General features: G+C 68.5%; 32 protein-coding genes. 2 read left to right on the forward strand and 30 right to left on the reverse strand.

From position 1 onward, the window contains the following. Positions 1 to 39: 39 nt before the first annotated feature. Positions 40 to 813, forward strand: a complete 774-nt coding sequence (locus ACZ5Z2_RS03520) for a DUF4097 family beta strand repeat-containing protein (protein WP_464760599.1) — start codon at positions 40 to 42, stop codon at positions 811 to 813. Positions 814 to 1,137: 324 nt separating this feature from the next. Here ACZ5Z2_RS03520 and ACZ5Z2_RS03525 read toward each other — a convergent pair whose 3' ends face one another. The 30 genes from ACZ5Z2_RS03525 to ACZ5Z2_RS03670 form a co-directional block, all read right to left on the reverse strand. Beyond that, entirely contained in the window at positions 1,138 to 2,268 is a 1,131-nt protein-coding gene (locus ACZ5Z2_RS03525) for an SLC13 family permease (RefSeq protein WP_464760600.1), read from the reverse strand. Next, positions 2,265 to 2,465 carry a hypothetical protein gene (locus ACZ5Z2_RS03530; RefSeq protein WP_464760601.1) on the reverse strand — a complete coding sequence of 67 codons (201 nt, stop codon included), beginning with the start codon at positions 2,463 to 2,465 and terminating at the stop codon, positions 2,265 to 2,267. Before ACZ5Z2_RS03530 ends, ACZ5Z2_RS03525 begins: the two co-directional genes overlap by 4 nt. A 74-nt stretch (positions 2,466 to 2,539) precedes the next feature. After that, positions 2,540 to 3,169, reverse strand: a complete 630-nt coding sequence (locus tag ACZ5Z2_RS03535) for a glutathione S-transferase family protein (RefSeq protein ID WP_464760602.1) — start codon at positions 3,167 to 3,169, stop codon at positions 2,540 to 2,542. A 44-nt stretch (positions 3,170 to 3,213) separates the two neighbouring features. Then, complete coding sequence (locus ACZ5Z2_RS03540; RefSeq protein WP_464760603.1) at positions 3,214 to 5,697, reverse strand: ABC transporter permease; 2,484 nt, start codon at positions 5,695 to 5,697, stop codon at positions 3,214 to 3,216. A 724-nt stretch (positions 5,698 to 6,421) separates the two neighbouring features. Further along, positions 6,422 to 6,775 carry a Mor transcription activator family protein gene (locus ACZ5Z2_RS03545; RefSeq protein ID WP_464760604.1) on the reverse strand — a complete coding sequence of 118 codons (354 nt, stop codon included), beginning with the start codon at positions 6,773 to 6,775 and terminating at the stop codon, positions 6,422 to 6,424. Beyond that, complete coding sequence (locus ACZ5Z2_RS03550; RefSeq protein WP_464760605.1) at positions 6,775 to 7,254, reverse strand: gp16 family protein; 480 nt, start codon at positions 7,252 to 7,254, stop codon at positions 6,775 to 6,777. Before ACZ5Z2_RS03550 ends, ACZ5Z2_RS03545 begins: the two co-directional genes overlap by 1 nt. Next, on the reverse strand, positions 7,251 to 7,673 hold the full coding sequence (locus ACZ5Z2_RS03555) for a hypothetical protein (protein WP_464760606.1): 423 nt from the start codon (positions 7,671 to 7,673) through the stop codon (positions 7,251 to 7,253). Before ACZ5Z2_RS03555 ends, ACZ5Z2_RS03550 begins: the two co-directional genes overlap by 4 nt. After that, on the reverse strand, positions 7,670 to 8,353 hold the full coding sequence (locus tag ACZ5Z2_RS03560; RefSeq protein WP_464760607.1) for a DUF2786 domain-containing protein: 684 nt from the start codon (positions 8,351 to 8,353) through the stop codon (positions 7,670 to 7,672). The genes ACZ5Z2_RS03555 and ACZ5Z2_RS03560 overlap by 4 nt, the downstream gene beginning before the upstream one ends. After that, positions 8,350 to 9,276 carry a recombination-associated protein RdgC gene (locus ACZ5Z2_RS03565; RefSeq protein WP_464760608.1) on the reverse strand — a complete coding sequence of 309 codons (927 nt, stop codon included), beginning with the start codon at positions 9,274 to 9,276 and terminating at the stop codon, positions 8,350 to 8,352. The genes ACZ5Z2_RS03560 and ACZ5Z2_RS03565 overlap by 4 nt, the downstream gene beginning before the upstream one ends. A 3-nt stretch (positions 9,277 to 9,279) precedes the next feature. Further along, positions 9,280 to 9,525 (reverse strand): DprA-like winged helix domain-containing protein, encoded by a 246-nt coding sequence (locus tag ACZ5Z2_RS03570; RefSeq protein WP_464760609.1) that lies wholly within the window; start codon positions 9,523 to 9,525, stop codon positions 9,280 to 9,282. After that, entirely contained in the window at positions 9,525 to 9,794 is a 270-nt protein-coding gene (locus tag ACZ5Z2_RS03575; protein WP_464760610.1) for a hypothetical protein, read from the reverse strand. The genes ACZ5Z2_RS03570 and ACZ5Z2_RS03575 overlap by 1 nt, the downstream gene beginning before the upstream one ends. Further along, positions 9,791 to 10,117, reverse strand: coding sequence for a hypothetical protein (locus ACZ5Z2_RS03580; protein WP_464760611.1), 327 nt, complete (start codon positions 10,115 to 10,117; stop codon positions 9,791 to 9,793). The genes ACZ5Z2_RS03575 and ACZ5Z2_RS03580 overlap by 4 nt, the downstream gene beginning before the upstream one ends. After that, a complete protein-coding gene (locus ACZ5Z2_RS03585) occupies positions 10,114 to 10,635 on the reverse strand; it encodes a hypothetical protein (protein ID WP_464760612.1) in 522 nt (173 codons plus the stop codon). The genes ACZ5Z2_RS03580 and ACZ5Z2_RS03585 overlap by 4 nt, the downstream gene beginning before the upstream one ends. A gap of 5 nt (positions 10,636 to 10,640) precedes the next feature. Beyond that, positions 10,641 to 10,850: a hypothetical protein gene (locus tag ACZ5Z2_RS03590; RefSeq protein WP_464760613.1), complete on the reverse strand. Its 210-nt coding sequence runs from the start codon at positions 10,848 to 10,850 to the stop codon at positions 10,641 to 10,643. Then, complete coding sequence (locus ACZ5Z2_RS03595; protein WP_464760614.1) at positions 10,847 to 11,044, reverse strand: hypothetical protein; 198 nt, start codon at positions 11,042 to 11,044, stop codon at positions 10,847 to 10,849. Before ACZ5Z2_RS03595 ends, ACZ5Z2_RS03590 begins: the two co-directional genes overlap by 4 nt. Further along, positions 11,041 to 11,247, reverse strand: coding sequence for a hypothetical protein (locus tag ACZ5Z2_RS03600; RefSeq protein ID WP_464760615.1), 207 nt, complete (start codon positions 11,245 to 11,247; stop codon positions 11,041 to 11,043). The genes ACZ5Z2_RS03595 and ACZ5Z2_RS03600 overlap by 4 nt, the downstream gene beginning before the upstream one ends. Further along, positions 11,244 to 11,591: a hypothetical protein gene (locus tag ACZ5Z2_RS03605; RefSeq protein WP_464760616.1), complete on the reverse strand. Its 348-nt coding sequence runs from the start codon at positions 11,589 to 11,591 to the stop codon at positions 11,244 to 11,246. Before ACZ5Z2_RS03605 ends, ACZ5Z2_RS03600 begins: the two co-directional genes overlap by 4 nt. Next, positions 11,584 to 12,159: a zinc ribbon domain-containing protein gene (locus ACZ5Z2_RS03610; RefSeq protein ID WP_464760617.1), complete on the reverse strand. Its 576-nt coding sequence runs from the start codon at positions 12,157 to 12,159 to the stop codon at positions 11,584 to 11,586. The genes ACZ5Z2_RS03605 and ACZ5Z2_RS03610 overlap by 8 nt, the downstream gene beginning before the upstream one ends. Positions 12,160 to 12,161: 2 nt before the next feature. After that, complete coding sequence (locus ACZ5Z2_RS03615) at positions 12,162 to 12,461, reverse strand: hypothetical protein (protein ID WP_464760618.1); 300 nt, start codon at positions 12,459 to 12,461, stop codon at positions 12,162 to 12,164. Then, positions 12,434 to 12,679, reverse strand: coding sequence for a hypothetical protein (locus tag ACZ5Z2_RS03620; RefSeq protein WP_464760619.1), 246 nt, complete (start codon positions 12,677 to 12,679; stop codon positions 12,434 to 12,436). Before ACZ5Z2_RS03620 ends, ACZ5Z2_RS03615 begins: the two co-directional genes overlap by 28 nt. Beyond that, positions 12,676 to 12,903 (reverse strand): hypothetical protein, encoded by a 228-nt coding sequence (locus tag ACZ5Z2_RS03625; protein ID WP_464760620.1) that lies wholly within the window; start codon positions 12,901 to 12,903, stop codon positions 12,676 to 12,678. Before ACZ5Z2_RS03625 ends, ACZ5Z2_RS03620 begins: the two co-directional genes overlap by 4 nt. Then, positions 12,896 to 13,474: a hypothetical protein gene (locus ACZ5Z2_RS03630; protein ID WP_464760621.1), complete on the reverse strand. Its 579-nt coding sequence runs from the start codon at positions 13,472 to 13,474 to the stop codon at positions 12,896 to 12,898. The genes ACZ5Z2_RS03625 and ACZ5Z2_RS03630 overlap by 8 nt, the downstream gene beginning before the upstream one ends. Next, positions 13,474 to 14,730 carry an ExeA family protein gene (locus ACZ5Z2_RS03635; RefSeq protein ID WP_464760622.1) on the reverse strand — a complete coding sequence of 419 codons (1,257 nt, stop codon included), beginning with the start codon at positions 14,728 to 14,730 and terminating at the stop codon, positions 13,474 to 13,476. The genes ACZ5Z2_RS03630 and ACZ5Z2_RS03635 overlap by 1 nt, the downstream gene beginning before the upstream one ends. Positions 14,731 to 14,732: 2 nt before the next feature. After that, the gene (locus ACZ5Z2_RS03640) at positions 14,733 to 15,026 is read right to left on the reverse strand and encodes a hypothetical protein (protein WP_464760623.1); all 294 of its coding nucleotides are present in this window, start codon (positions 15,024 to 15,026) and stop codon (positions 14,733 to 14,735) included. Positions 15,027 to 15,062: 36 nt separating this feature from the next. Next, complete coding sequence (locus ACZ5Z2_RS03645) at positions 15,063 to 15,512, reverse strand: hypothetical protein (protein ID WP_464760624.1); 450 nt, start codon at positions 15,510 to 15,512, stop codon at positions 15,063 to 15,065. Positions 15,513 to 15,537: 25 nt separating this feature from the next. Further along, positions 15,538 to 17,289, reverse strand: a complete 1,752-nt coding sequence (locus tag ACZ5Z2_RS03650; RefSeq protein ID WP_464760625.1) for a transposase — start codon at positions 17,287 to 17,289, stop codon at positions 15,538 to 15,540. Positions 17,290 to 17,292: 3 nt separating this feature from the next. Then, complete coding sequence (locus ACZ5Z2_RS03655; protein WP_464760626.1) at positions 17,293 to 18,138, reverse strand: hypothetical protein; 846 nt, start codon at positions 18,136 to 18,138, stop codon at positions 17,293 to 17,295. A gap of 12 nt (positions 18,139 to 18,150) precedes the next feature. After that, complete coding sequence (locus ACZ5Z2_RS03660; RefSeq protein ID WP_464760627.1) at positions 18,151 to 18,459, reverse strand: hypothetical protein; 309 nt, start codon at positions 18,457 to 18,459, stop codon at positions 18,151 to 18,153. After that, positions 18,459 to 18,692: a hypothetical protein gene (locus tag ACZ5Z2_RS03665; protein WP_464760628.1), complete on the reverse strand. Its 234-nt coding sequence runs from the start codon at positions 18,690 to 18,692 to the stop codon at positions 18,459 to 18,461. Before ACZ5Z2_RS03665 ends, ACZ5Z2_RS03660 begins: the two co-directional genes overlap by 1 nt. Continuing rightward, the gene (locus ACZ5Z2_RS03670) at positions 18,689 to 19,138 is read right to left on the reverse strand and encodes a hypothetical protein (protein ID WP_464760629.1); all 450 of its coding nucleotides are present in this window, start codon (positions 19,136 to 19,138) and stop codon (positions 18,689 to 18,691) included. The genes ACZ5Z2_RS03665 and ACZ5Z2_RS03670 overlap by 4 nt, the downstream gene beginning before the upstream one ends. A gap of 162 nt (positions 19,139 to 19,300) precedes the next feature. Between ACZ5Z2_RS03670 and ACZ5Z2_RS03675 the strand changes: the two genes are divergently transcribed. Next, positions 19,301 to 19,579 carry a hypothetical protein gene (locus tag ACZ5Z2_RS03675; RefSeq protein WP_464760630.1) on the forward strand — a complete coding sequence of 93 codons (279 nt, stop codon included), beginning with the start codon at positions 19,301 to 19,303 and terminating at the stop codon, positions 19,577 to 19,579. Positions 19,580 to 19,724 lie beyond the last annotated feature (145 nt).

A 19,724-nucleotide genomic window follows, 5' to 3' on the forward strand; every position in this document is an offset into this window, starting at 1 on the left:
CCGCATCAGATCAGGCGATACCCAACACGGAGTCCCGCCATGCGCCGCACCGCCCTTGCCCTGTTGCTGCTCGCCCCGCTCATCGCCTACGCCGCCGACGATTGCCGATACCAGGCGCCGCGCAACCTGCAGGTCGACCTCGCCGGCGTGCACGGCGTGCAGATCGACGTCAACAGCTACGACCTGCACGTGAACGGCACGCCGGGCGCGAAGCAGCTGGTGGTGAACGGCCGCGCCTGCGCTTCCGATCAGTCGCTGCTGGACAAGCTGCAGATCACCCAGCGCCGCGAAGGCGACCAGCTCATCATCGAATTGGGTGGCGGGAACACGTTCTCGTTCCACCTGTTCGGCAGTTACTCCACGAACATCGAGGCCAACGTGCAGCTGCCGCCGGAACTTCCGGTGACGGTGCGCGTGGGCTCCGGCGACGCCAGCGTGAACGGCGTGCAGCAGCTGCACAGTTCGGTGGGTTCGGGCGACCTGCACGCGTCCGGCATCGCCGGCGCGTTCCGCACCAGCGTGGGCTCGGGCGACGTGGACGCCAGCGACGTGGGCAGCCTGCAGGCCGGCTCGGTGGGTTCGGGCGATCTCAAGGTCAGCGGCATCAAGGGCGATGCGAAGGTGGGCAGCATCGGCTCCGGCGACGTGACCCTGCGCAACGTGGGCGGCAGCGTGCATGCGGACACGCTGGGCTCGGGCGACCTCGGCGTGCACGACGTTGGCGGCGACCTAAGCCTTGGCGCCAAGGGCAGCGGTGATGTCAACCACAGCGGAGTGAAGGGCAAGGTCAGCGTGCCCAGCGACGACGATTGACCTCTGCTTGCCGAGAGGGTTTGCCCTTCGCATCGTCGCGAGGGGCAAGGCGCCAAGACTTTGCTCGTCATCCCGGCGCAGGCCGGACAAGCACGCAGTGCGCAGAACGCTCGTAGGGCGGCCCCGGAGGGGCGAGCGCAGCGAGTCATCCAGCAGCGATCACGCTCGTTCGAGCCATAAGGTCACTGGATGACCAGCTTCGCTGTTGTAAGGCACCTCCGGCCTGCGCCGGAATGACGAGCGTGAAAGTCCTCGGTTTTCAGGCATGGCGCGGCGTAGCGTGGCCACATCGTGTTGCGAAAGCACACGAGCGGAAAGGCGGACTTACCCCAGCCACCGCCACACCAGGTACACCAGCGGCGCGGACACCACCAGGAACGGAATCGACACGCGATGGAACAGCCGCAAGCCATGCGGCTGATCCGCCAGCCGCAGCGCGATGAGGTTCGCCAGCGACCCGATCGCCAGTCCGGAGCCGCCCACGTTCACCGCCACCGCCAGCGCGATGGCGTCGTGCGTGCGATCCAGCAGCAGCACGGTGGCCGGCACGTTGCTGATGATCTGTGAGATCGCGATACCGCTGACGAACAAGGTCGGCGGGCGATCCAGCGCCAGCCGGCCGAGGCCGTGCTGCACCAGCGGCAGCGCGGCGAAGTGGCCGAGGCCGAGGAAGATCGCCGCGAACGTGGCCAGCAGCAGCCAGTCGATGCGCCCCAGCACATGCCGCGCCGCCAGCGCGTAGGCCACAGCCAGCGCCAGCGCGCCCGGCAAGGCCAGGCCGTATTCCATCGCCAGCACCATCGCCGCCAGCGCGAGCAGCGAGCCGACGGCTAGCGGCGTGGCCACCGAGTGACCGTCCACCTGCGTCGGGTGGAACGTCGCGCGGCCCTTCGGCAGCCACGCCAGCGTGAGCGCGGCCACCAGCGCGAACATCACGGCGGCCACGGGCAGCATGGCCAGCGCGAAGCGCGGGAACGGCAACTGCGAGTGTTGCCACAGCAACAGGTTCTGCGGGTTGCCGATGGGGCTGAGCGTGCTGCCGGCGTTCACCGCCAGCGCTTCCAGCACCGCCATGCGCGCTACCGGCAGGTTGGAGATGGTGCCGATCGCCAGCGTCAGCGGCACGATCAGGAACAGGCTCACGTCGTTGGTCAGCACCGTGGCGAGCAGGGCGGCGCTCGCCACCAGCAGCAGGCCCAGCGCGCGCAGGCTGTGCACGCGTGCGGCCAGCGCGCCCGCCGCGTGCTGCACCAGCCCGCTGGCGCGGATGCCCTGGATCGCCAGCATCAGGCCCAGCAGGCCAGCCAGCGTGGGGATCTGCAGCCAGCGGTGGTAGTCCGCCAGCGGGTGCGGATCGAGCAGGGCCAGGATGAGCGAGAGCGTGGCGAATAGCAGCAGCAGCCATTCGGATCGCAGCCTGGCGCGCCAGCCGGGGACGATGGCGGCAGGGGTCACTCGCGATCCTGCTTGCCGGTGCCGCGGCGGCTGGCGCCGAACGCGGCGCCGATGGCGACGCCCACACCGATGCCCAGCGCCAGGTTGTGTATCGCGCCGCCGATGGCCGAGCCGATGGCTACGCCGAGCCCGATGCCGACGCCGATGTTGCGCTGGCGTCCGGGATCGGGTTTGCCGGGTGGAGTCTGGTCGGCCATGGGTGTTTCCTTGTCGTTGGAGAGCGCACTCTACAGGTTCGATCCGTCCGCGGCGGCGGCATCGCCGTCGCGCGTCACCACTCGCTCAGGCCTTCCAGTTCGTACAGCTTCTTCCAGCTCGGACGCGCGCGTACCAGGTCGGCCAGCCGCTGCAGCGCGGGCCATTCGGTGGCGGGGCGCGGCATGTTGCGCGACCAGCGCATCAGCATGGTGAGCAGCAGGTCGGCGCCGGAGAAGCTCGCGCCCAGCAGGTAGGGGCCGTCCTGCGCGAGCTGGGTGTCGAGCAGGCGCCACACCGCCTCGATTTTCTTCTGCAGGGCCGCGCGCACCTCCGGGGTGTGTTCCGCCATGCCCAGGTCGGCGGGATAGAACCAGAAGCGGTAGGCGGACATCAGCGTGTTGCTGAGATAGACCACCCACTGCTGCCAGGCCTCGCGCTCCGGCGTGCCCGGCGGCGGGATCAGCTTCGCCTCGGGATGGCGCTCGGCCAGCATCGCCAGCAGCGCGGCCGATTCGTGGCGCGGCCGGCCGTCGACCACCAGCGTGGGCACCACGCCGCGCGGGTTGAGCCGTAGGTACTCGTCGCCGTGCTGCGCGTCGCGCTCGAAATCGACCAGCTTCAACTCGTAGGGTGCGCCGGTTTCCAGCAGGGCCAGGTGCACCACCATGCTGGCGGTGCCGGGGGAGTAGTAGAGCGTGTACATGGGGTCTCCGCGTGGGTGCGAACCCGCGGATGGTGACGGCAGCCTCACCCTTCCCGCAACAGCCGCATCGGCGAGGTGCGCGCCACCTTGCGCGTGCCTGCCAGCCCCAGCAGCATCACCGCGAAGGCGCAGGCCAGCGCACCCAGCAGCAGCGGTGCCAAGGGCGGTGCGAAGCCGTCGATGCGGAACACCGCGCGGCCCAGCCACAGGCCGGCGCCCGCGCTGCCCAATGCGGCGGTGAGCCCGGCGATCAGGCCGAGCAGGGCGAACTCGCAGGCGGCGGCCACGCGCAGCTGCGCGCGGCGCGCGCCCAGCGTGCGCAGCAGCGCGGCTTCGTGGCGGCGTTCGGCGGCGCTGGCGGCGAGCGAGGCGGCCAGCACCAGCGCACCGGCGAGCAGGCTGAAGGCCAGGATCCAGCGCACCGCGCCGCCCACGCGATCCACGATCTGGCGGATGCGCGCCAGCAGGTCGTCCACGTCCACCAGGCTGAGGTTGGCATAGTTGCGCGACAGCTGCGCCATCGCCTGCGCGTGGCCCGGCGGCAGGTGGAAGCTGGCCAGCCAGGTGTGCGGCAGCGTGCCCGCGTGTGCGGGATCGAGCAGCAGGAAGAAGTTGACGCGGAACGAGCTCCAGTCCACCTGGCGGAAGCTGGCGATCCTGGCGTCGATGCGGCCTTCGCCCACGTCGAAGCTCATCGTGTCGCCCAGCTTCAGCGCGAACATGTCGCGCCACATGCGATCCACCGATACCTCGGCTTGCCTCGGTTGCGCCGCGAACCATTGCCCGGCGATCACGCGGTTGGCGGGGGGTAGCGCGCCGGCCCACGACAGGCGCAACTGGCGGTCGGCCCACTCCTTCGCGCGCGGATCGGCGAAGCGCAGGCCATCGACGGGCTTGCCGTTGATCGCGGCGAGCTTGCCCACCGCCAGCGGCATCATGTTGAGCCGGTCGGCGCCGATGCGCGTCAGCGCCTGCGCGAAGCCGTCGCGCTGTTCGTCCTGGAGATTCAGCGCGAACCAGTTCGGCGTATCGGCGGGCAGTTCGCGGCGCCAGCCGTCGAGCAGCGCGGGCGCCACCACCGACAACAGCAGCAGCGCGGTGAGGCCGAGCGCGAGCGCAGTGGCCTGCACCACGCTCAAGCCCCGGCGCCGCGCCAGCGCGGCAAGGCCCAGCCGCAAGGCGGGATGCGCCCCTGGTGCCACGCGTCGCGCCAGCCACAGCAGCAGCGCCGCGAGCAGCGCTGCCACCAGCGCCACGCCGGCGAGGCTGGCGGCAAGGATGCCGGCGAGTTGCAGCGATCCGCTCTGGCTCCAGATCAGCGCCAGCGCCACCAGCGCAGGCAGCAGGTACAGGGCGTCGAAGCGGCGCACGCGCCGCGCGAGGCTTTGGCGGAACACGGCGACGGGCGCCACCTCGGCCAGCCGCAACAGGGGCGGCAAGGCGAAGCCGGCCAGCACGGCCAGGCCCATGGTTGCGGCGCCCAGCGCGGGCAGCAGCGGCAGTTCGGTGGGGATGCCGCCGAACAGCGTGCTGGCGAACTGCCATGCCAGCTGCGCCACACCCAGCGTGAGCAAGCTGCCGGCCAGCGCGACCGGCACGGCCAGCGCGGCGAGCGTGAGGAGCAGCAGGCCGAGCACGCGCCGGCGCGGCGTGCCCAAGGCGCGCAACAGGGCCACCTCGGGCGTCTTGCGCCGCGCGTAGCGCTGCGCGGACAGCGCGATCGCCACGCCGGCCAGCAGCGCGGCCAGCAGGGCGGTGAGGTGCAGGAAGGCGCCCGCGCGGTCGAATGCCGTGCGCATGCGTTCCTGCGTCTGTTCCGGCGTGACCAGTTCCGCGCCTTGCGGCAGGGTTTGCCGCTCGGCCCACGCGCGCCAGCGCTGCACGGCTTCCGGCGTGCCGGCCAGCAGCAGGCGATGCCGTGCGCGGCTGCCGGTGCCAAGCAGGCCGGCTTGTTCGGCATCGGTCAGGCTCATCAGCGCGCGCGGCGCCAGCGTCACCAGTGCGCCGCCGTCGGGCTGCTGCACCAGCTCCGCGGCGATGCGCAATGGCTTGCCGCCCAATTGCAGCGCGTCGCCCACCTTGAGCGAAAGCGCCACCAGCGCGCGATGGTCGAGATACACCGTGCCTGCCGCGGGGCCGTGGCCGTTGTGCTGGCGACCGCCTGCATCGGCCAGCACCAGCTTGCCGCGGAGCGGATAGGCGCCGTCGGTGGCTTCCACGTCGAGCAGTTGGCTGCGGCTGTTGGCGAAGGCCACGCTGGGGAAGCCGGCGGCATGCGCGATGGCGAGGCCGTCGCGCTGCGCTTCGTCGGCGAATGCCTGCGGCACGGTCTGCGGTGCGGAGAGGCCGATGTCGCCGCCGATCAGTTCCGCCGCGCTGGCGAGGATGCCGCGTTCCACCCGCGTGGCCAGCGTGGCCACTACGCCCAGTGCCAGCACGGCCAGCAGCAGCGAGCCGGCCAGCGTGCGCAGTTCGGGCAGGCGCCATTCGCGACGCAGGTTGCGGAGGGCTAGGCGCAGGAGGTTCATGGTTGGACTCCTGCGCTAGTTTCAGAGCGGTTTCGTGCCGCTGCCGCGGCCCGAGCTACTTCTCTTTTGCGTGCCCAAAAGAGAAGTAGCCAAGAGAAAAGGGCACCCCGCGGAGGCGCTCTGCGGGCATCCTGCCCTCCGAGTCCGTGAGGCGTGGCCGGGCTTTTCGGCCGGGCCTCCTGCCCGGTCGAAAAGGCGAGTCCATCCATGGACTCGCCCGCTGCGCGGCCTGATCGTCCACGCCTCACCGCCCCCGAGGGGGCCCGGAAGTGCAGGCGCGCATCGTGCGCGCCAGAAGCAGGAGCACTGCAAGCTTGCAGCGCTTCGGTTTCGAGCTTGGCCTTGGCTTTCGTTTCGGCTCTCTCCAAAAGTGCGCGCTTGGAGCGCGCTGCTTTACCCGGGGCCCCTATGGCGTGGCGGGTGGGTGGAGGAAAGCCCGTAGGGTGGCCGGCAGGGATGCCGGCCAGTTTTTCGCCGGGACAGGAGTCCCGTCGAAAAACCCCGGAACCCACCCGCGCACCCGTAGGGCAGGATGCCCGAAGGGCGCGCCATCGGGGTGTCGTTTTCTCTTGGCTACTTCTCTTTTGGACAAGCAAAAGTGAGCTGTTCCTTGATATTCCAAGGGACGTGTCCTTGATAAACCGGGAAACAGAGGGTCATCAAGGGTAATAACGGGAAGCCGGAATGAAAACTCGTTGCGCGAGGCGAAAGGGGCGCGGGCGAGTCAGTCGGCGTCGAAGAGGGGGCGCTGGCGGGAGGCGATCTCGGCGCGTTCGGCGCGGCGCAGGATGTTGTAGATCGTGGTCATGTTGAGCTTGTAGCGGTCGACCAGGACAGCGATGTCGGCGCCCGCCGTAGCGTCGCGCACGATGGCCTGGTTGCGCTCGCTGATGCGGCTGGCCAGCCAGACCGGGAGATAGAGCTGCTGGCCTGAGTATTCGTTGCAGATGGTGCGGACGATGTCGAAACCGACCTTCGCCGCCCGGTCGCTATCCATCCCATGCTCGCCGAGCACGCCGGCGGCGATCTCCGACCAGTCTCGGATCAGAGCTGGGATCTGGTCGGTACGGAAACCCATCAGCGCGCCACTCCCGCCCGCTCGCACCACTGCTTGAGATGCTCGATGATGTGACCGGCCGCCGAGCGCGGCAGCAGGCGCGGGTCGTCCCAGCCGGCGCGCTGAGGATGGTGAGGCGCCGACTGGCTGCGCACGAAGGCGCGCAGGGCGCGGTCGGAGCCGTCCTGCACCTGGCCGGCCTGGGCGAGGCGCGTCCACAGGTGGCGAATTAGCGCCGCTTGGCTGCCCTTCTTATAGGTGTGGGCCGGCTTACCGCCACGCGCACGGTTGGCGTTGCTATCGACCCAGCCGCAACCTACCAGATGCGCCAGCACTGCCTGGCGGCCGGCCAGGTCGAGATCCTTGGCCGAACGAACGCGGCCAATCGACCACAGCATGTCGCGGTAGGTGTCGTCGTCCATGCCGAGCTGCTGGGCCGCGATGTGGATCTTCGCCAGCTCGACATTGCGAGCCGGGCTCGACTTGCGCGCCGCGTTCATGGCGTGACTCCACCCGGCGCAACGATCCAGATCGTCACGCACGGAACCAGGTTGATGCACAGGCGGCGGTTGGCCGATGACCAGTGGGCGCCGATCCAGAGCGATCCCCAGCGAAAGAGGACGCCGGAGCGGAACCGCATCGGGCCTGCGCCAGCAATCATGGGATCAATGAAGCTGCCGTAGGGGAAGCGCGCCGGTGCACGGAACAGGTCTGCGAGTTCCCTTTCACGGCGCCCCATCTCGCGGGTATAGAAGCCATGCCGCATCCAGATCCAGGCGGCACGACACCAGGCCATCAGGAGGTTCAACGGGATGGGCGCATAGATCGCTTCCCTGCGGAAATAGTCGACGAACACGATCCCGTAGCCGCGAGGCGCGATCGAGCATCCCTCGACGCGACGGATCAGGAGCTGCTTCATGGCTGATGCTCCAAGCCGCGCTGGGTAGCACCCTTCACACCACGATGCAGCCTGGCGTTGCTGCCGGCCTCATGCCCGGCCTGGGCATCGTCGTCGCGGGTCTTGCCGCGCGTGGTCAGGTCGCGGCCGGCGCTGGTGCCGGCGTCTGGGTAGCGCGCGCGCATGAACTCGTCGACCGCCAGCCGCTTATCGTCGGTGATGACTGCCTTGGGAAACAGATGCGCGACGGCATCGACCCAAGCCAAGGCGAACACCTCGCCGCGAGCCTCGCGGTTGCCGCGCTTGCGCACGCGCGCGATGTGCTTGAGGCGGTCGGCGTCCAGTTGCCGACGCAGCACGGTGAAGGCAAACGCGGCGATCTCGGCGGCGCCGTCGCAGCCGTAGAAGCGAACCACCGTGGAGCCGCTGTTCCAGTCCTTTTTGCGGCAGACGATCATCTGCGCTCCGAAACCGTCCGCTGCCAGGGACGCCAACCAGAGCACACTCCTGGCCAGCTCGGCGCCACGGGCGCGGGTGTTGACCTCGGCCTCCTCGACGTCCATCGCCTCGGCATGGCTGATGCCGTGCTCGCGCATCATGGCTTGCGCCTGGCGCAGCGCGGCGGCTGCTTCGTTCGGATTGGATGAACCGGCGAGGCGCAGGCAAGCCTTGATCTTGCGCAGGATGGCGGCGCGGTTCACTGGACATCACCATCGGACGGGCGCGGCAGCGCGAACCATTCCGCCATCCGGGCCAGCAGCCGCGACAGTTCCAGGGTGAACAGCGCGAAGCTGGCGCTTGCCTCGGCGAGAGCATCCTGATGGTCGGCGCCCAGCTCGTCGATCACTACGTCGAGGAACTTCAGCTTGCGCACGATCAGGTCTTCGCCCAGCACAAAGCTCATGCGGTCATCGAACACCAAGCCGAGCTGGAACACCTGCTTGCCGTTGCGCAGGTGCTCCTTCACTTCCTCGCTGTCCAGATCCTCGGCGCGGCCCTTCCAGCGGGCGCCGGTGCGGGTGGCCGGGTCGCGCAGCTCGCACTCGTCGCCCAGCGCCAGGCCGGTAGGCAGGTTGCCGTTCGCCAGCCAGTCGGTCATCAGCACGCGCGGGCCTTCCTCCGGCGCCAGCGGCACGGCGGGGAAGCTACCCAGCGCTTCGCGGATCTGCGTCAGCGCGTTCTCGGCCGACTTGCGGCTGGAGGTATCCAGTACCAGCCAGCCGTTCTCGGTATCCACATATCCGGAAAGCCGCGAGCTGCGCACGAAGGCGCGCGGCAGCAGTTCGGTGAGCAGGTCTTCCTTGATGCGCATGCGCTCGCGGCCGACGACCTTGCGGCTTTGTTCCTTGGCGATCTTGCGCACCTTGCGATCCAGCTCGTCGTTGACCACCGCCGCTGGCAGCAGCTTGTCCTCGCCGCCCACGGTGAGCCAGGTGCAACGCTTCACGGTGAGCGTGAGCGCGGCGTCCTCGCCGTTGCCCACTGGCGGCACGAAGCCCCTGGTGCGCAATTCCAGCGGGCCGCAGGGGCGCAGGCGGTGCTCGCCCAGCGCTTCGTCGAGGCGCTTCAGGTCGTCTCCGACGATGTTGGAAAAACGGAACAGGCTGAGGTTGCGGAAAAACATCGTTCACTCCTGGATGCGCGAACGTTCGCGCGTCTGTTCAGGTTCGGGGAGCGACCACAGGAAACGGACTCGGTGATCGCCGGTGGGAAATGGCTGGCGTGCCACACGGCCGGCCAGGTGCAGGTTCTTCAGGTGGGCGCAGGCGAGGTGCACAGACCAGCCAAGCTCGGCGGCGACTTCGCCGGTGGTGGCCGGGCCATCGCCCAGCACGCCGAGCACCTGGCCAGTCTTCGACTGCGCCGCGGCCATCACGCTTCCCCAGCCAACTGGCGTTCCAGCTCCGCAATGCGGTCGTGGAGACGCTGCACCTTGAGCGAGACGCTGTTGCACATCGACTCCGGCCACATCAGCGAGCGCTTGATGCGGTTGCCGGCTTCGGCGGCGATGGCGCTGTCCAGGGCGGTGACACCGAAGGTTGTGACGCGTGTCTCGGTGCCGTCAAAGGTGAGCACGACTACCTGGCGAAGCTCGTGGTCGAAGCACAGGGCTTCGGCTTTGGTGATGGTGTAGCCGCTCATGACGCGCGCTCCAGCTTGCGCAGGCGCCGCTCGATGGCAGTGAGCACAGTCTTCTGTAGGTTGGGCAACGCGATCGCACTGCGGCATTCCGAAGCAGTGAACTGCTTCACCATGTGGATACGATCAGTGCTGTCCACCGTCTGGCAGATCTGTCCGCAGATATTGACCATGAACGGATTGGCTCCTTTGGCGAGCATCAGCTCGTCGGCAGCCTGCTGTTCGCAGGCGCTGCAGAGATCCTCGGCGATCCAGTAGCAACCACCTGGACATGCCCGCATGTCGGTGCAGCCACAACAACGGCAGGTGCGAACGTTGATGTTCACGCCTGCGTCTCCGCCACGTCGTCGTCGTTGATCAGCGCGGCGATCAGCTTGTTCAGATCGCCGTCGACGGGCTTGAGCACCACGGCGTCCACGTCGTCGGTGATGCGCACGCCAAGGCGCTTGAGGTCGCCGGCGGGCAGGTTCTGCAGGGCGGCCTTCACCGGGGACTCGTCGACCTTGATCAGGGTGTCGACCTGGTCGGGGAAGTGCTTGCGGATCAGCTTGAGCACAGTGTCGACGTCGCCCAGCTCCAGCTTGCCGCGCTGCTTCACGAACCCGACCTTGATGCCGTGGAGCACGCGGGTCTTGGGCGACTTGAACTCGGCCGGGCTGGTGGCGATAGCCTCCTTCAACTCGCCGTGGGCGGCGGTGAAGCGCGCCAGGGAATTCTTGATGCCCTGCAGGCGCCGGCGCTTGGCGGTTTCCTGCTCGTCGCGCAGATCCTGCAGGCGGCTGGCCAACTCGTCGCGGGCGCTGGCGAAGGCCTTGGCGCGGGATTCGATGTCTTGCATTTGCATGGGGATCAGTCCTTGTACTTGGTGCCGCAGAACGGACAGTGGGTGGCCACTGCCGTGGGGGGAATGCGGCGGGTGGGGTTGTCGTACATGGCGCGCACCAACACGCGCGGGGCGCCGGCCTTGCGACCATCGCGACCGCGCGGAGTCATGGTCACCAGGCGTGCGCCGCTGGTGCGCAGTTGGCGGTCGACGTTGCGGACGCAGGTGCAGGTCATGCCGACACCGTGCTGGCCAGCACTTCGCCGAAGGCGCGGCCCGACCAGTAGGCGGCGCGGTCGCGATCCATGTCTGCGGTATAGGAATCGCCGTTCATCACTGCGTCGTCAGCACGCAGCAATGCCTTGAAGCAAAGGTCGGCGTAGAACTCGATCCGGCTCTTATGCGCTTCGGTCAGCGTCTGCGTCTTCATGCCGACTTCCTCCGGCCGCGACCGGGATAGGTCTCATCGATCTCGTTCTGCAGCTTCGTCACTGCGTCTCGAAGATCCCAGAGCTGGCCACGCAGGTATTCGTCGACCTCTTCCCACTCGCCGGCCTTGATTTCGAGGATCGAGCCGATGACCTTCATGGCGCGCAGTGTCCGCACCGCGATTTGCCTGGGAGATTGGCTCACGACGGCAACCTCCCCTGTCCAACCAGATCAGGGATCGACACGCGCTTCATCGCGCTTTCCTGCTCCAGGCTGGACATGGCGCGCGAGTGCAGGAACGCGCAGGTTTCCTGCAGCTCCTCGGCGTTGTCGGCGAGGAAGTAGCCGTCGCGCGGGTGGGCGCACACGTGGTGGCCGTCCTTGCGCAGTTCCACCACCAGCTCGCGCAGGCGGCGCTCGTCGGCAGGCGTGGGCGTGACGCCCAGCACCTCGCGGCAAAGCGCGGTGGCGGTGACGCCGTGGCGCCGGCCGATGTGATGGCGTAGCGCGGCCAGCAGGGTGTCGCGGGTGAGTTCAACGTCAGGCATCGAGAACCTCCGGGCCGTAGCCGATCTCGCGCAAGCGGGTTTCGGCCTGTTCGCGTTCGAGCAGGCCGTTCTGGTAGTCGCCGCGGATGCGCGAGAGCTTGTCCAGGCGATCCATCTGTGTGCTGGTGGTGCGGCGGTGATCGCCGCGGCGGCGCTGGTCTTCCTGCTGACGCTCCGCCTGCGCGGCGCCGCGCTCGGCGGCGGCGAAGACGATCTCCAGCAGGTAGCCGTGGCTCTTCAAAGGCAACTGCAGCTTGTCGGCGTTGCGCAGCTCCACCATCTGCTGCAGGGCATCGCGCCACAGCTCCAGCGGCGCCGGGCGCTGGTTGCCGTTGCGCTCCACCACGCCGGCATCGAGCATCGGCAGCAACTCGGCCATCAGCTTGTCGGCGCGGTCATGCGCCAGGGCGCGCGTCTTGCTGCGGAACAGGCCGAGGTATTGCGCCCATAGGCCGGCCAGCGGCGCTGGCATGTGCAGGGCACGCATCAGCGCGCTGCGCGAGGCATCCATCTGCAGGGCCACGTCAAGGCTGAAGCCGGCGCCGCAACTGGGGCACGTGATGCGCATGCTCACCTCCGGCTCGGCAGCGGCGCATCGGCGCGGTTGCGGCGGCGCGAGCCGTGCCACAGCTTCTGCATCAGCAACTGGCCGCGCTGGCGCAGTTGGTGGTCGGCGCGGCGCTCGCGGCGGTGCTGCAGCGGCTCGCGCGCAGCAATGGCGGCGGCCGTCGCGTCGATGCGGTCGATGCGCGTGAGGATCTGGTGCGGGTACGCCAGGAAGGCCTCCAGCGAGATGCCGTAGCCGCGCATGCCGCGCGCCACGTAGATGTCGGCCCAATGGTTCAAGGTTTCGTTCGGGTAACGGTGCATGGCTTGTGCTCCTGGAAAGGGGGAGTGATGCCGTTGGCTGCCAGCCATGCCGCGCGCCAGCGAAAGGCCGTGGCAACGCTGCAGCCGAAGTGTTCGCGTATCTGGTGATGGGTGGGGGCCGAATGCATCTGCTGGGCCCACAGCACGAATCGAAAGGCCAGCTCGATGCCGTTGTGCGAGCTGTCGCTTCGTGGATACAGGGCACCCATCTGGGTCATGACAGCGCCGCCTCCGGCCGCATCAGCACCTTGGCCAGCGCCCGCGCCTGTTCGCGGGTGATCTGGTTGAGCACGTCGTCGAGGCGGTCGCCCACCTGCCAGGTGGTGATGCCTGCGCGCTCGGCGCAGGGGATCAGCTCGGCAGTGACGTGCAGCGAGCTGATCTCCAGCTCCGTCAGCAGGCAGCGGATGTGCAGACGCTGGTGGGGAGTCGAGTTACCCATCACGTCCTCCGCTCACCAGGAACTCGTCCAGCGCGGCGCGCGAGCGATCGCGCGCATCGCACAAGGCGTGGTAGATGCCGACGTCCGCCACCGATGCGATATAGATCTCCACCGCATCGCACGCCGTGGCATGGTTGAACTCCAGCGCGGCGCGCACCTTGGCCTGCGAGTCGCTGGCGGCCTTGAAGTCGCGGCGCGCGGGCGTACTGCGGGGCTTGCCCTTTGCGCGAGAAGCTGCAGGCTTTTCGCTGGCGGCTGGCGGCTGGCGGCTGGCGGCTGGCGGCTGGCGGCTGGCGGCTGGCGGCTGGCGGCTGGCGGCTGGCGGCTGGGCCTCCGCTTGCTCCGCCGGAGCCGCCGCAGGTGGCTTCGGCGCGGCCGGGTGGGCGATGAAATACACCGCCATGCCGTCCTCCACGCGGGAGCCGAATTCGCCGGCCTTCTTGCGCTGGGTGAGGAGTGCCCAGACGGTGTCCTTGCTGGTGCCCTCGGGAAGGACTTCCATCAGCTGGGTGGCAGACATGCCACCGCTAGAAGCGATCGCGTCGCGGATCTGTCCGGTGAGCGTGGCCATCACACCCTCCCCACCAGCTCGCCGCTGATCTTGTCCAGGCCAAGTTCCACGGCCTGGTTGAGGCACTTCACGACCAGGTTCTGCACCACCAGCGGGTACAGCTGCGACTCCACCTCGTTGGTGCCGTGGCGGCGCCGCGTGAGGCGATTGCGCATGGCGTCGAACGCGTCGCGCTCGAACAGATCCTCGGCGCGCGCGCCGATGCGCTTGAGCTTGAGCGCGAGGTAGTCCTCCAAGTTGCCGTTGAGCGGCTTGAGGCGCGCCTGCTCGATGCGCCGGATTACCTCGCGGATGTCCGGGTTGCGCCGCTCGTCCAGCAGGTCGCCCAGCTCGGGCTGGCCCACCAGGATGATGCCGAGCAGCTTGCGGAAACCGTCCTCCAGCTCCCAGAAGCGCTTGAGGTAGCGCAGCGTGTGCTTGGTGAGGTCGTGTGCCTCCTCGATCACCAGCACATGCGAGATGCCGGTGCGCGCGCTGCTGGCGAGCAGCCGTTCCACCTGTCGGGCCTTGGCCTCCTTGCTGAGCTTGGGCGTCTCGGTGGAGATGTCGGCGATGATCGCGTCGCAGATATGGCTCGTGGTCAGCTCGCGCTTGTCCACCGTCTTGGTCTGGATGATGACGATGGGCTCGTCGTCGCGGCGGATGCGGTCGATCAGGTCGCGGCGCAGCGTGCTCTTGCCGCTGCCGGACTCGCCGATCACGGCGATGAAGCCGCCATGCTTGGCCGCGTAGTACATGCTTTCGCGGATGTAGCGCTGATCCTTGCTGAGGTAGACGTCGGCCGGGCCTTGCACGTCGTCCATGAACGGATGACGTGCCAGGCCGAAGTGTTCGCGTGCGGCGGGACTGAGCATTTCTGCCTCCGGGAATTGAAAGTCGTCGTGGTCGGCCGGGGTGGCCTCGGTGTGCTGGGCAGCGCGGAACACGCCGCGCTCGGTGTTCGGCACCCGCTCGGTGTCCTCGCCCTCCGGCACCCAGGCCGTGGCGATCTCGTCGTCGGGCACGCCGCGCGCGCGCAGGAAGTCCGCCACCTTGGTCATCACAGTGTCCGGATGCACCGTGCGCGGCCACGCATGGCGCGTGAGCAGTTGCGACAGCGTGCTGCTGGCCAGCGACTGGCCGGCACGCATGCCTGCCTCATAGACGATTGCGCGGCGCAGGTCGTCATGCGGGATGCCGTGGCGGATCAGCAGCCCGTGCAGCCGGTAGGGCTTCTCGCTGCGCTCGCTGGTGATGGGGCGGCCGGTGCGCGCCATCGTCACTGCTCCAGCGCGTACACGGGCGCCCGCGCCTCGTGCACACGGCGAACCAGGGCGCTGCGCTGGATGCGCACCAGCTGGCCGGGCATATAGCCCTCGCTGTCGTGGTTCACTGCGATCACCACGGCCCACACGTGCGCAGTCTCGGCGACGTCGCCGCCGGCGAAGGTCAGGGGCGCCAGCACTTCGCTAGGAGAGTCGAGGCGGATGAATGTGTTGCCCGGCGGGATCGCCGCTGCCTGCGCAATGCAGGTGGGAAAGACGGATGTTGCGATAGCGGTCTGTGCGTGCATGACTGATCTCCAGATCAGGTGGGTGAAGCGGATCGGTTAGAGGCGCGAAGCAAGCTCCGGCCGCGAAACATCGGAAAGGGCGAAGTTGAACGGCGACGGGGACAGCGCCAGCGCGCTGCGGATGTCATCGAGCGAAAGAGCGGTGAGGCCGGCGTCGGCCACGCGCGGGCGCAGCGACAGCGCCTCCACCTGCTCCATGAAGGCCACCGGCGTGGCGGCGGGCATGGGCACCGTGTGGCCGGACGGGAAGTACTCCGGCTCGCCCTTGCCCACGCGGCAGGCCACCACCACCACATCGAACTGGCTGTCGATGGAGAACGAGGCATCCTGCGGCCACGCCACATGGCTGCCTTGCGCATGCTCGACGGCATGGCAGCGCACCGCGCACACGCATTCCACCAGGTCGGGGCCCAGCGGGACGAACAGGTCGCCGGGACGCGCCTCGGCCAGGATGTTGGGGCTATCGATCTGGAACGTGGCTTTCATCGTGCAACTCCTCCTTGGAAAGGGATCAACCCACCACCGATAGGCGCGGGCGTTGGGGCGCCGGTGCGGCAAGCCGCAGCGCCAGGGCATCGAGTTCGGTTTCGGGGACGCCGTCGGGGTACCATTCGCGCACGGCGGCGGCTTCGGCCTTGGTGAGGACGCGTTCGAGCCGCGCCTTCAGCTCCTGCAGTGCCTGCACATGGCCCAGCGGGCGCAGCTCCACATGCACGGGGTTCGGCACGTCCAGCTCGGTGCCGCGGCGCAGGATGTGGCTGGGCGCGCGCTCGGCCGCTTCGCGCACGTGCTTGAACGGGTCGATCTGGCCGTCGAAGGCCATGCGCCCCTTGTTGCGGGCGTCGATGGCGTCGAGCGTGTCGCGCTCGCCGTAGGCGAGTTCGTTGAGATCCTTGCGCGCGGTATCGACAACGGTGTCCGCCTTGCTGGCGAACTGCTCGCCGAACACCGGCCCCACGGCGAGGAAGCCGTGCGCATCCTTGGCGATCGGCTCGCATTCCACATAACGCGTGCTGCCGTCCTCGGCCTCACCGATCACGAAGATGCTGGGCACGCGGTACGGGTTCACCGTCACCATCACGGTGTCTCCCACGCGCACGTTCGGCACGTGCTCCACCGAGTACACCGCAGGCTCGTGGCCCTTCACGGTGTATTGCACGATCAGGTTGCCCTTTACCGTGCGCGGCTGCGGCTTGCTGTGCATCAGCACCTGGCACAGCTCCACCGGCGGGCACAGGCGCAACTGGTCCTGGCGGATGGTCTGCCACAAGCCGTCGCGGGTGTGTCCGTGGCGGCTGTGCACGGCGGTGCCGTTGAACGCCCGCAGCCAGCGATCCATCTCCTGGTTGAGCTGCTCCACGCTGTCGATGCGCGTGAAGGTCAGCAGGCCCTCGAACTTGCGCTCGATGACGTTGTGTACGCCCTCCACCTGGCCCTTGGCGCGCGGGTTGCCCGGCTTGTGCGCCCAGTGGCGGATCATCAGGGCGGTCAGCAGCGCGCCGATGGCGTGGCTCTGGTTGGCGCTGCCGGCATCCCACACCAGCATCCACGGCACGCCGTGCATCACGTGCGCCTCGCTGCGCTGCATGGCCCACATCAGGAACTCGAACAGCGTGGCCTGGTCTTCGCCCGCCACGTTGTAGTAGCGGCACAGCACGTTGCCCGTGCTGTGGTCGGTGAGCGCGTAGCGCATCACGCGCTGGTTGCTCACCTTGGCCAGGTCGCGCGGCTTGCGCACGTTGAACTTGCGCTCGTCCATCACGCCCACGCGGCCGTTGCGTAGGTAGTACAGCACGCACACCGAGGCATCGAGCTGCCACACGTGGTTGGGATGCAGGCTGCGCATCTGCACGTGCGGCTCCGGTTGCGACAGCTGGCGCGGGTGGCAGTCGTGCTGGCGCATCAGCCGCAGCATCGTCACCGGCGCCACGCGCTCGGCCAGCAGGCCGTTCGCCAGGGCCACGTCGATGGCATCTCCCACCGGCAGCAGCTCCTTGCCCGTCTGCCGCTGGCTGGCGCGCAGGATGCCGGCCACCGCCTTCACTTCCGCCACGCTGACGCGGCTATCGCCCTTGTCGCTGCGCAGCTGGCGGTCGCTGCCATAGCCCAGCTTGCGCAGGCGGTTGTAGAGCGTCTGTTTGCTCACGCCCAACCAACGCGCTGCATCCGCAGCAATGTCGCCGCGGTCGCCGTGGATGGCGGAGCGCAAGCGCTCCCCCACCTGGCGCAGATAGTCGAGCTGGGCGAGATCGGCAGCGTGCATGGCTTACTCGCCCGACACCGCCGACAGCTCCGCCAGCTTGGCCTGGGCCCAGCTGGCGTTGTCCTGCAGGCGCGCCTGCACGTCGCCGTCCACGGCCATGCCTGCGTCGGCGTAGATCTGCTCGATCTCGCCAGCGATGCTCACCAGGCGCGCGATCTGCGACTGCGCCTCAACCACCGCCTCGTCGGCATCGCGCAGCAGATTCTCGGCGGATCGGCGCAGCTTGTCCTCGTCACTGCCCTTGCGCTTGTCGCGGGTGAGCTTGTTGATGCGCTCGTCCTTGGCGCGGATGATCTCCTCGTCAGCAGCCTTCTCCTCGTCGCGCTCCTTGCGCTCGGCGCGCAGCGTGGCCTTCAACTCGCGCACGGTCATGCTGTCCAGCTCGTCGAGCGTGAGGCCCGCCAGTGTGCCGCCGGTTTCCAGCGCCTCCAGCGTGTCGTCGTCCTCGCTGAGCAGCTCCAGCGCCTTGCTCACGCCCAGGCTCTGCAGGCGCGGCAGGTTGTGCAGCTTCGTTGCCGTTTGCATGGCGCGCTGGGCGAAGCGCACGCCCAGGCCGATCTGCTCCAGCGCATCGTGGAACGTGCCCTGCGGCTCACGCTCGCGGATGATCACCAGCATCCGGCCGATCTCGATCAGCCGCTGCGCGGACTCGGCCGCCTTGAGGCGAATGGTCTGGATGTAGAGGTCGAGCGAGTACGGCATGTCGATGCCGAACTCGCGCTCCACCGCGGCGACGTTGGCGCCGATGGTGGCCAGGGCGCTGCCAGCTTCGTCCAGCGCGGCATGATCGATGCGCGCGCCGGGGGCGTCCAGTTGCTCGGCAGTGCGTGCGGTCTTGGGGCGTGCCATGTGGTGGTGCTCCTATCGTTCGGTCATGAAGCGCTGGGCCACCTCGTCGACGCGCTTACGCGCATCGCCGAGGGCGTTGAGGACGCGGAGCGCGATCTGCCCCACGCGCGGGGTGATTCGCCAGCGGCCGGTGTCGGCCAACGGCTCGGCCATGCCGGCCTCGCGCAGGTTGGCCAGGTCGCGGGTGACGTTGCTGGCGCTGGTGCGCACGGCCTTGGCGATCTCGCCCGGCGCCAGGCCCATCACTTCGTGGCCGGCCAGCAGCATCAAGATGCTCAGCACGCGCTGTTGCGCGGCATTGATGTAGTTGCCTGCGGCCATCAGCGCGCTACCACCAGGTGGCCGCCCTGCGTGATGCCGGGGCTACCGCCGCGCTGCTCGCACAATTGCAGTTGCAAGCTGGTGGCTTCGCTCCACCAGAACTCCGCGTTTTCTTCGGCATAGATGCACCGGTTGCGCAGTTCATCGTTCTCCGCGGCGAGCCGCGCGGCTTCCGCGCGCAGCTGCACCAGGGCTTCGGCGTCCAGGCGCCGCTGCAGGGTGGCAAGGCTCATGACAGGCTCAGCTCCGGTTGCTGGTGCCGCTCCACCTGGGCACGCTCGTGGGCGAGCCGGGTCATGGCGGCGGTGATGTGGTCGGTGGTTTCGGCCGCGTCGCAGCGGCCCTCCGCAAAGCGCAGCAGCGCGCCGATGGCGGCGGTGCAGGCCTCCTGCAGCGCATGGATGTCCGTGCCGGTGGGCAGCCGGCCGGTGGGCAGGTCGATCAGCAGCTTGCGCGCGCTGCCGGCCAGGTACTCAGTGACGTAGGTGGCGCCGCAGGCCAGCTCGAACCCGGCGATCTTCTTGGCGGGGATGCTGCCCTGCTGCATCCACTTGTAGACCGTCCACTTGCCCTCGCCGACCAGGTCGGCGATGCGCTCCACGCTGGCGCGCGGGTCGTGGTGCTGCGCGTACAGCACGCAGCCCTCCACCGCATCCTGCAGGCTGGTGGGGCGCCACACCTTCCAATTCCGCCCCCTCATTGCACACCCCGCATAAGGGCGGGCACGGTGGCCATCCAAACACCGGCGATGTTTGACCTTGCGAAAAGGGTTTGCGCGTTGTGCAATGGCGCAAACATGGACACCAGTCCATACACAACCGGAATTCGCAGGGAGAACCGCATGAGCCGGGTGGCACTGCTCGAACAACGCGTGGACGCGCTGGAAGATGCGCTGCGGCTGCAGTCCGCCATCATCGGGCGCTGCCTGGCGTTGGCTGACGACAACACGCCGGGGCGTCCCACGCACGAATGGCTGCTGCAGCTCGGGCGCAATGCGCGCCTGCACGATCCGCAGGATCGCTTGGGCCATCCCGTCATTGCCGCGCTCCTGCATGGGAATGCGGTGGCGTGGGAGCCGACAATGGAAGCGCTAGACGATGCGCTTGCGTCGCCGCCATGAAGGCTTCGACGGTCGTGGCATACAACGTGACGCCGGCACGGATGGCAGGAAGTTCGGCAGGTGTAATCGAGCGCTCGATCACTTCCGCCCGACAGCGCATGGCTTCCAGGACCGTGTCGGATTTGTTCAGCCCCGGCTCGTCGCC

The organism is Rhodanobacter sp. G1 (assembly GCF_055397855.1).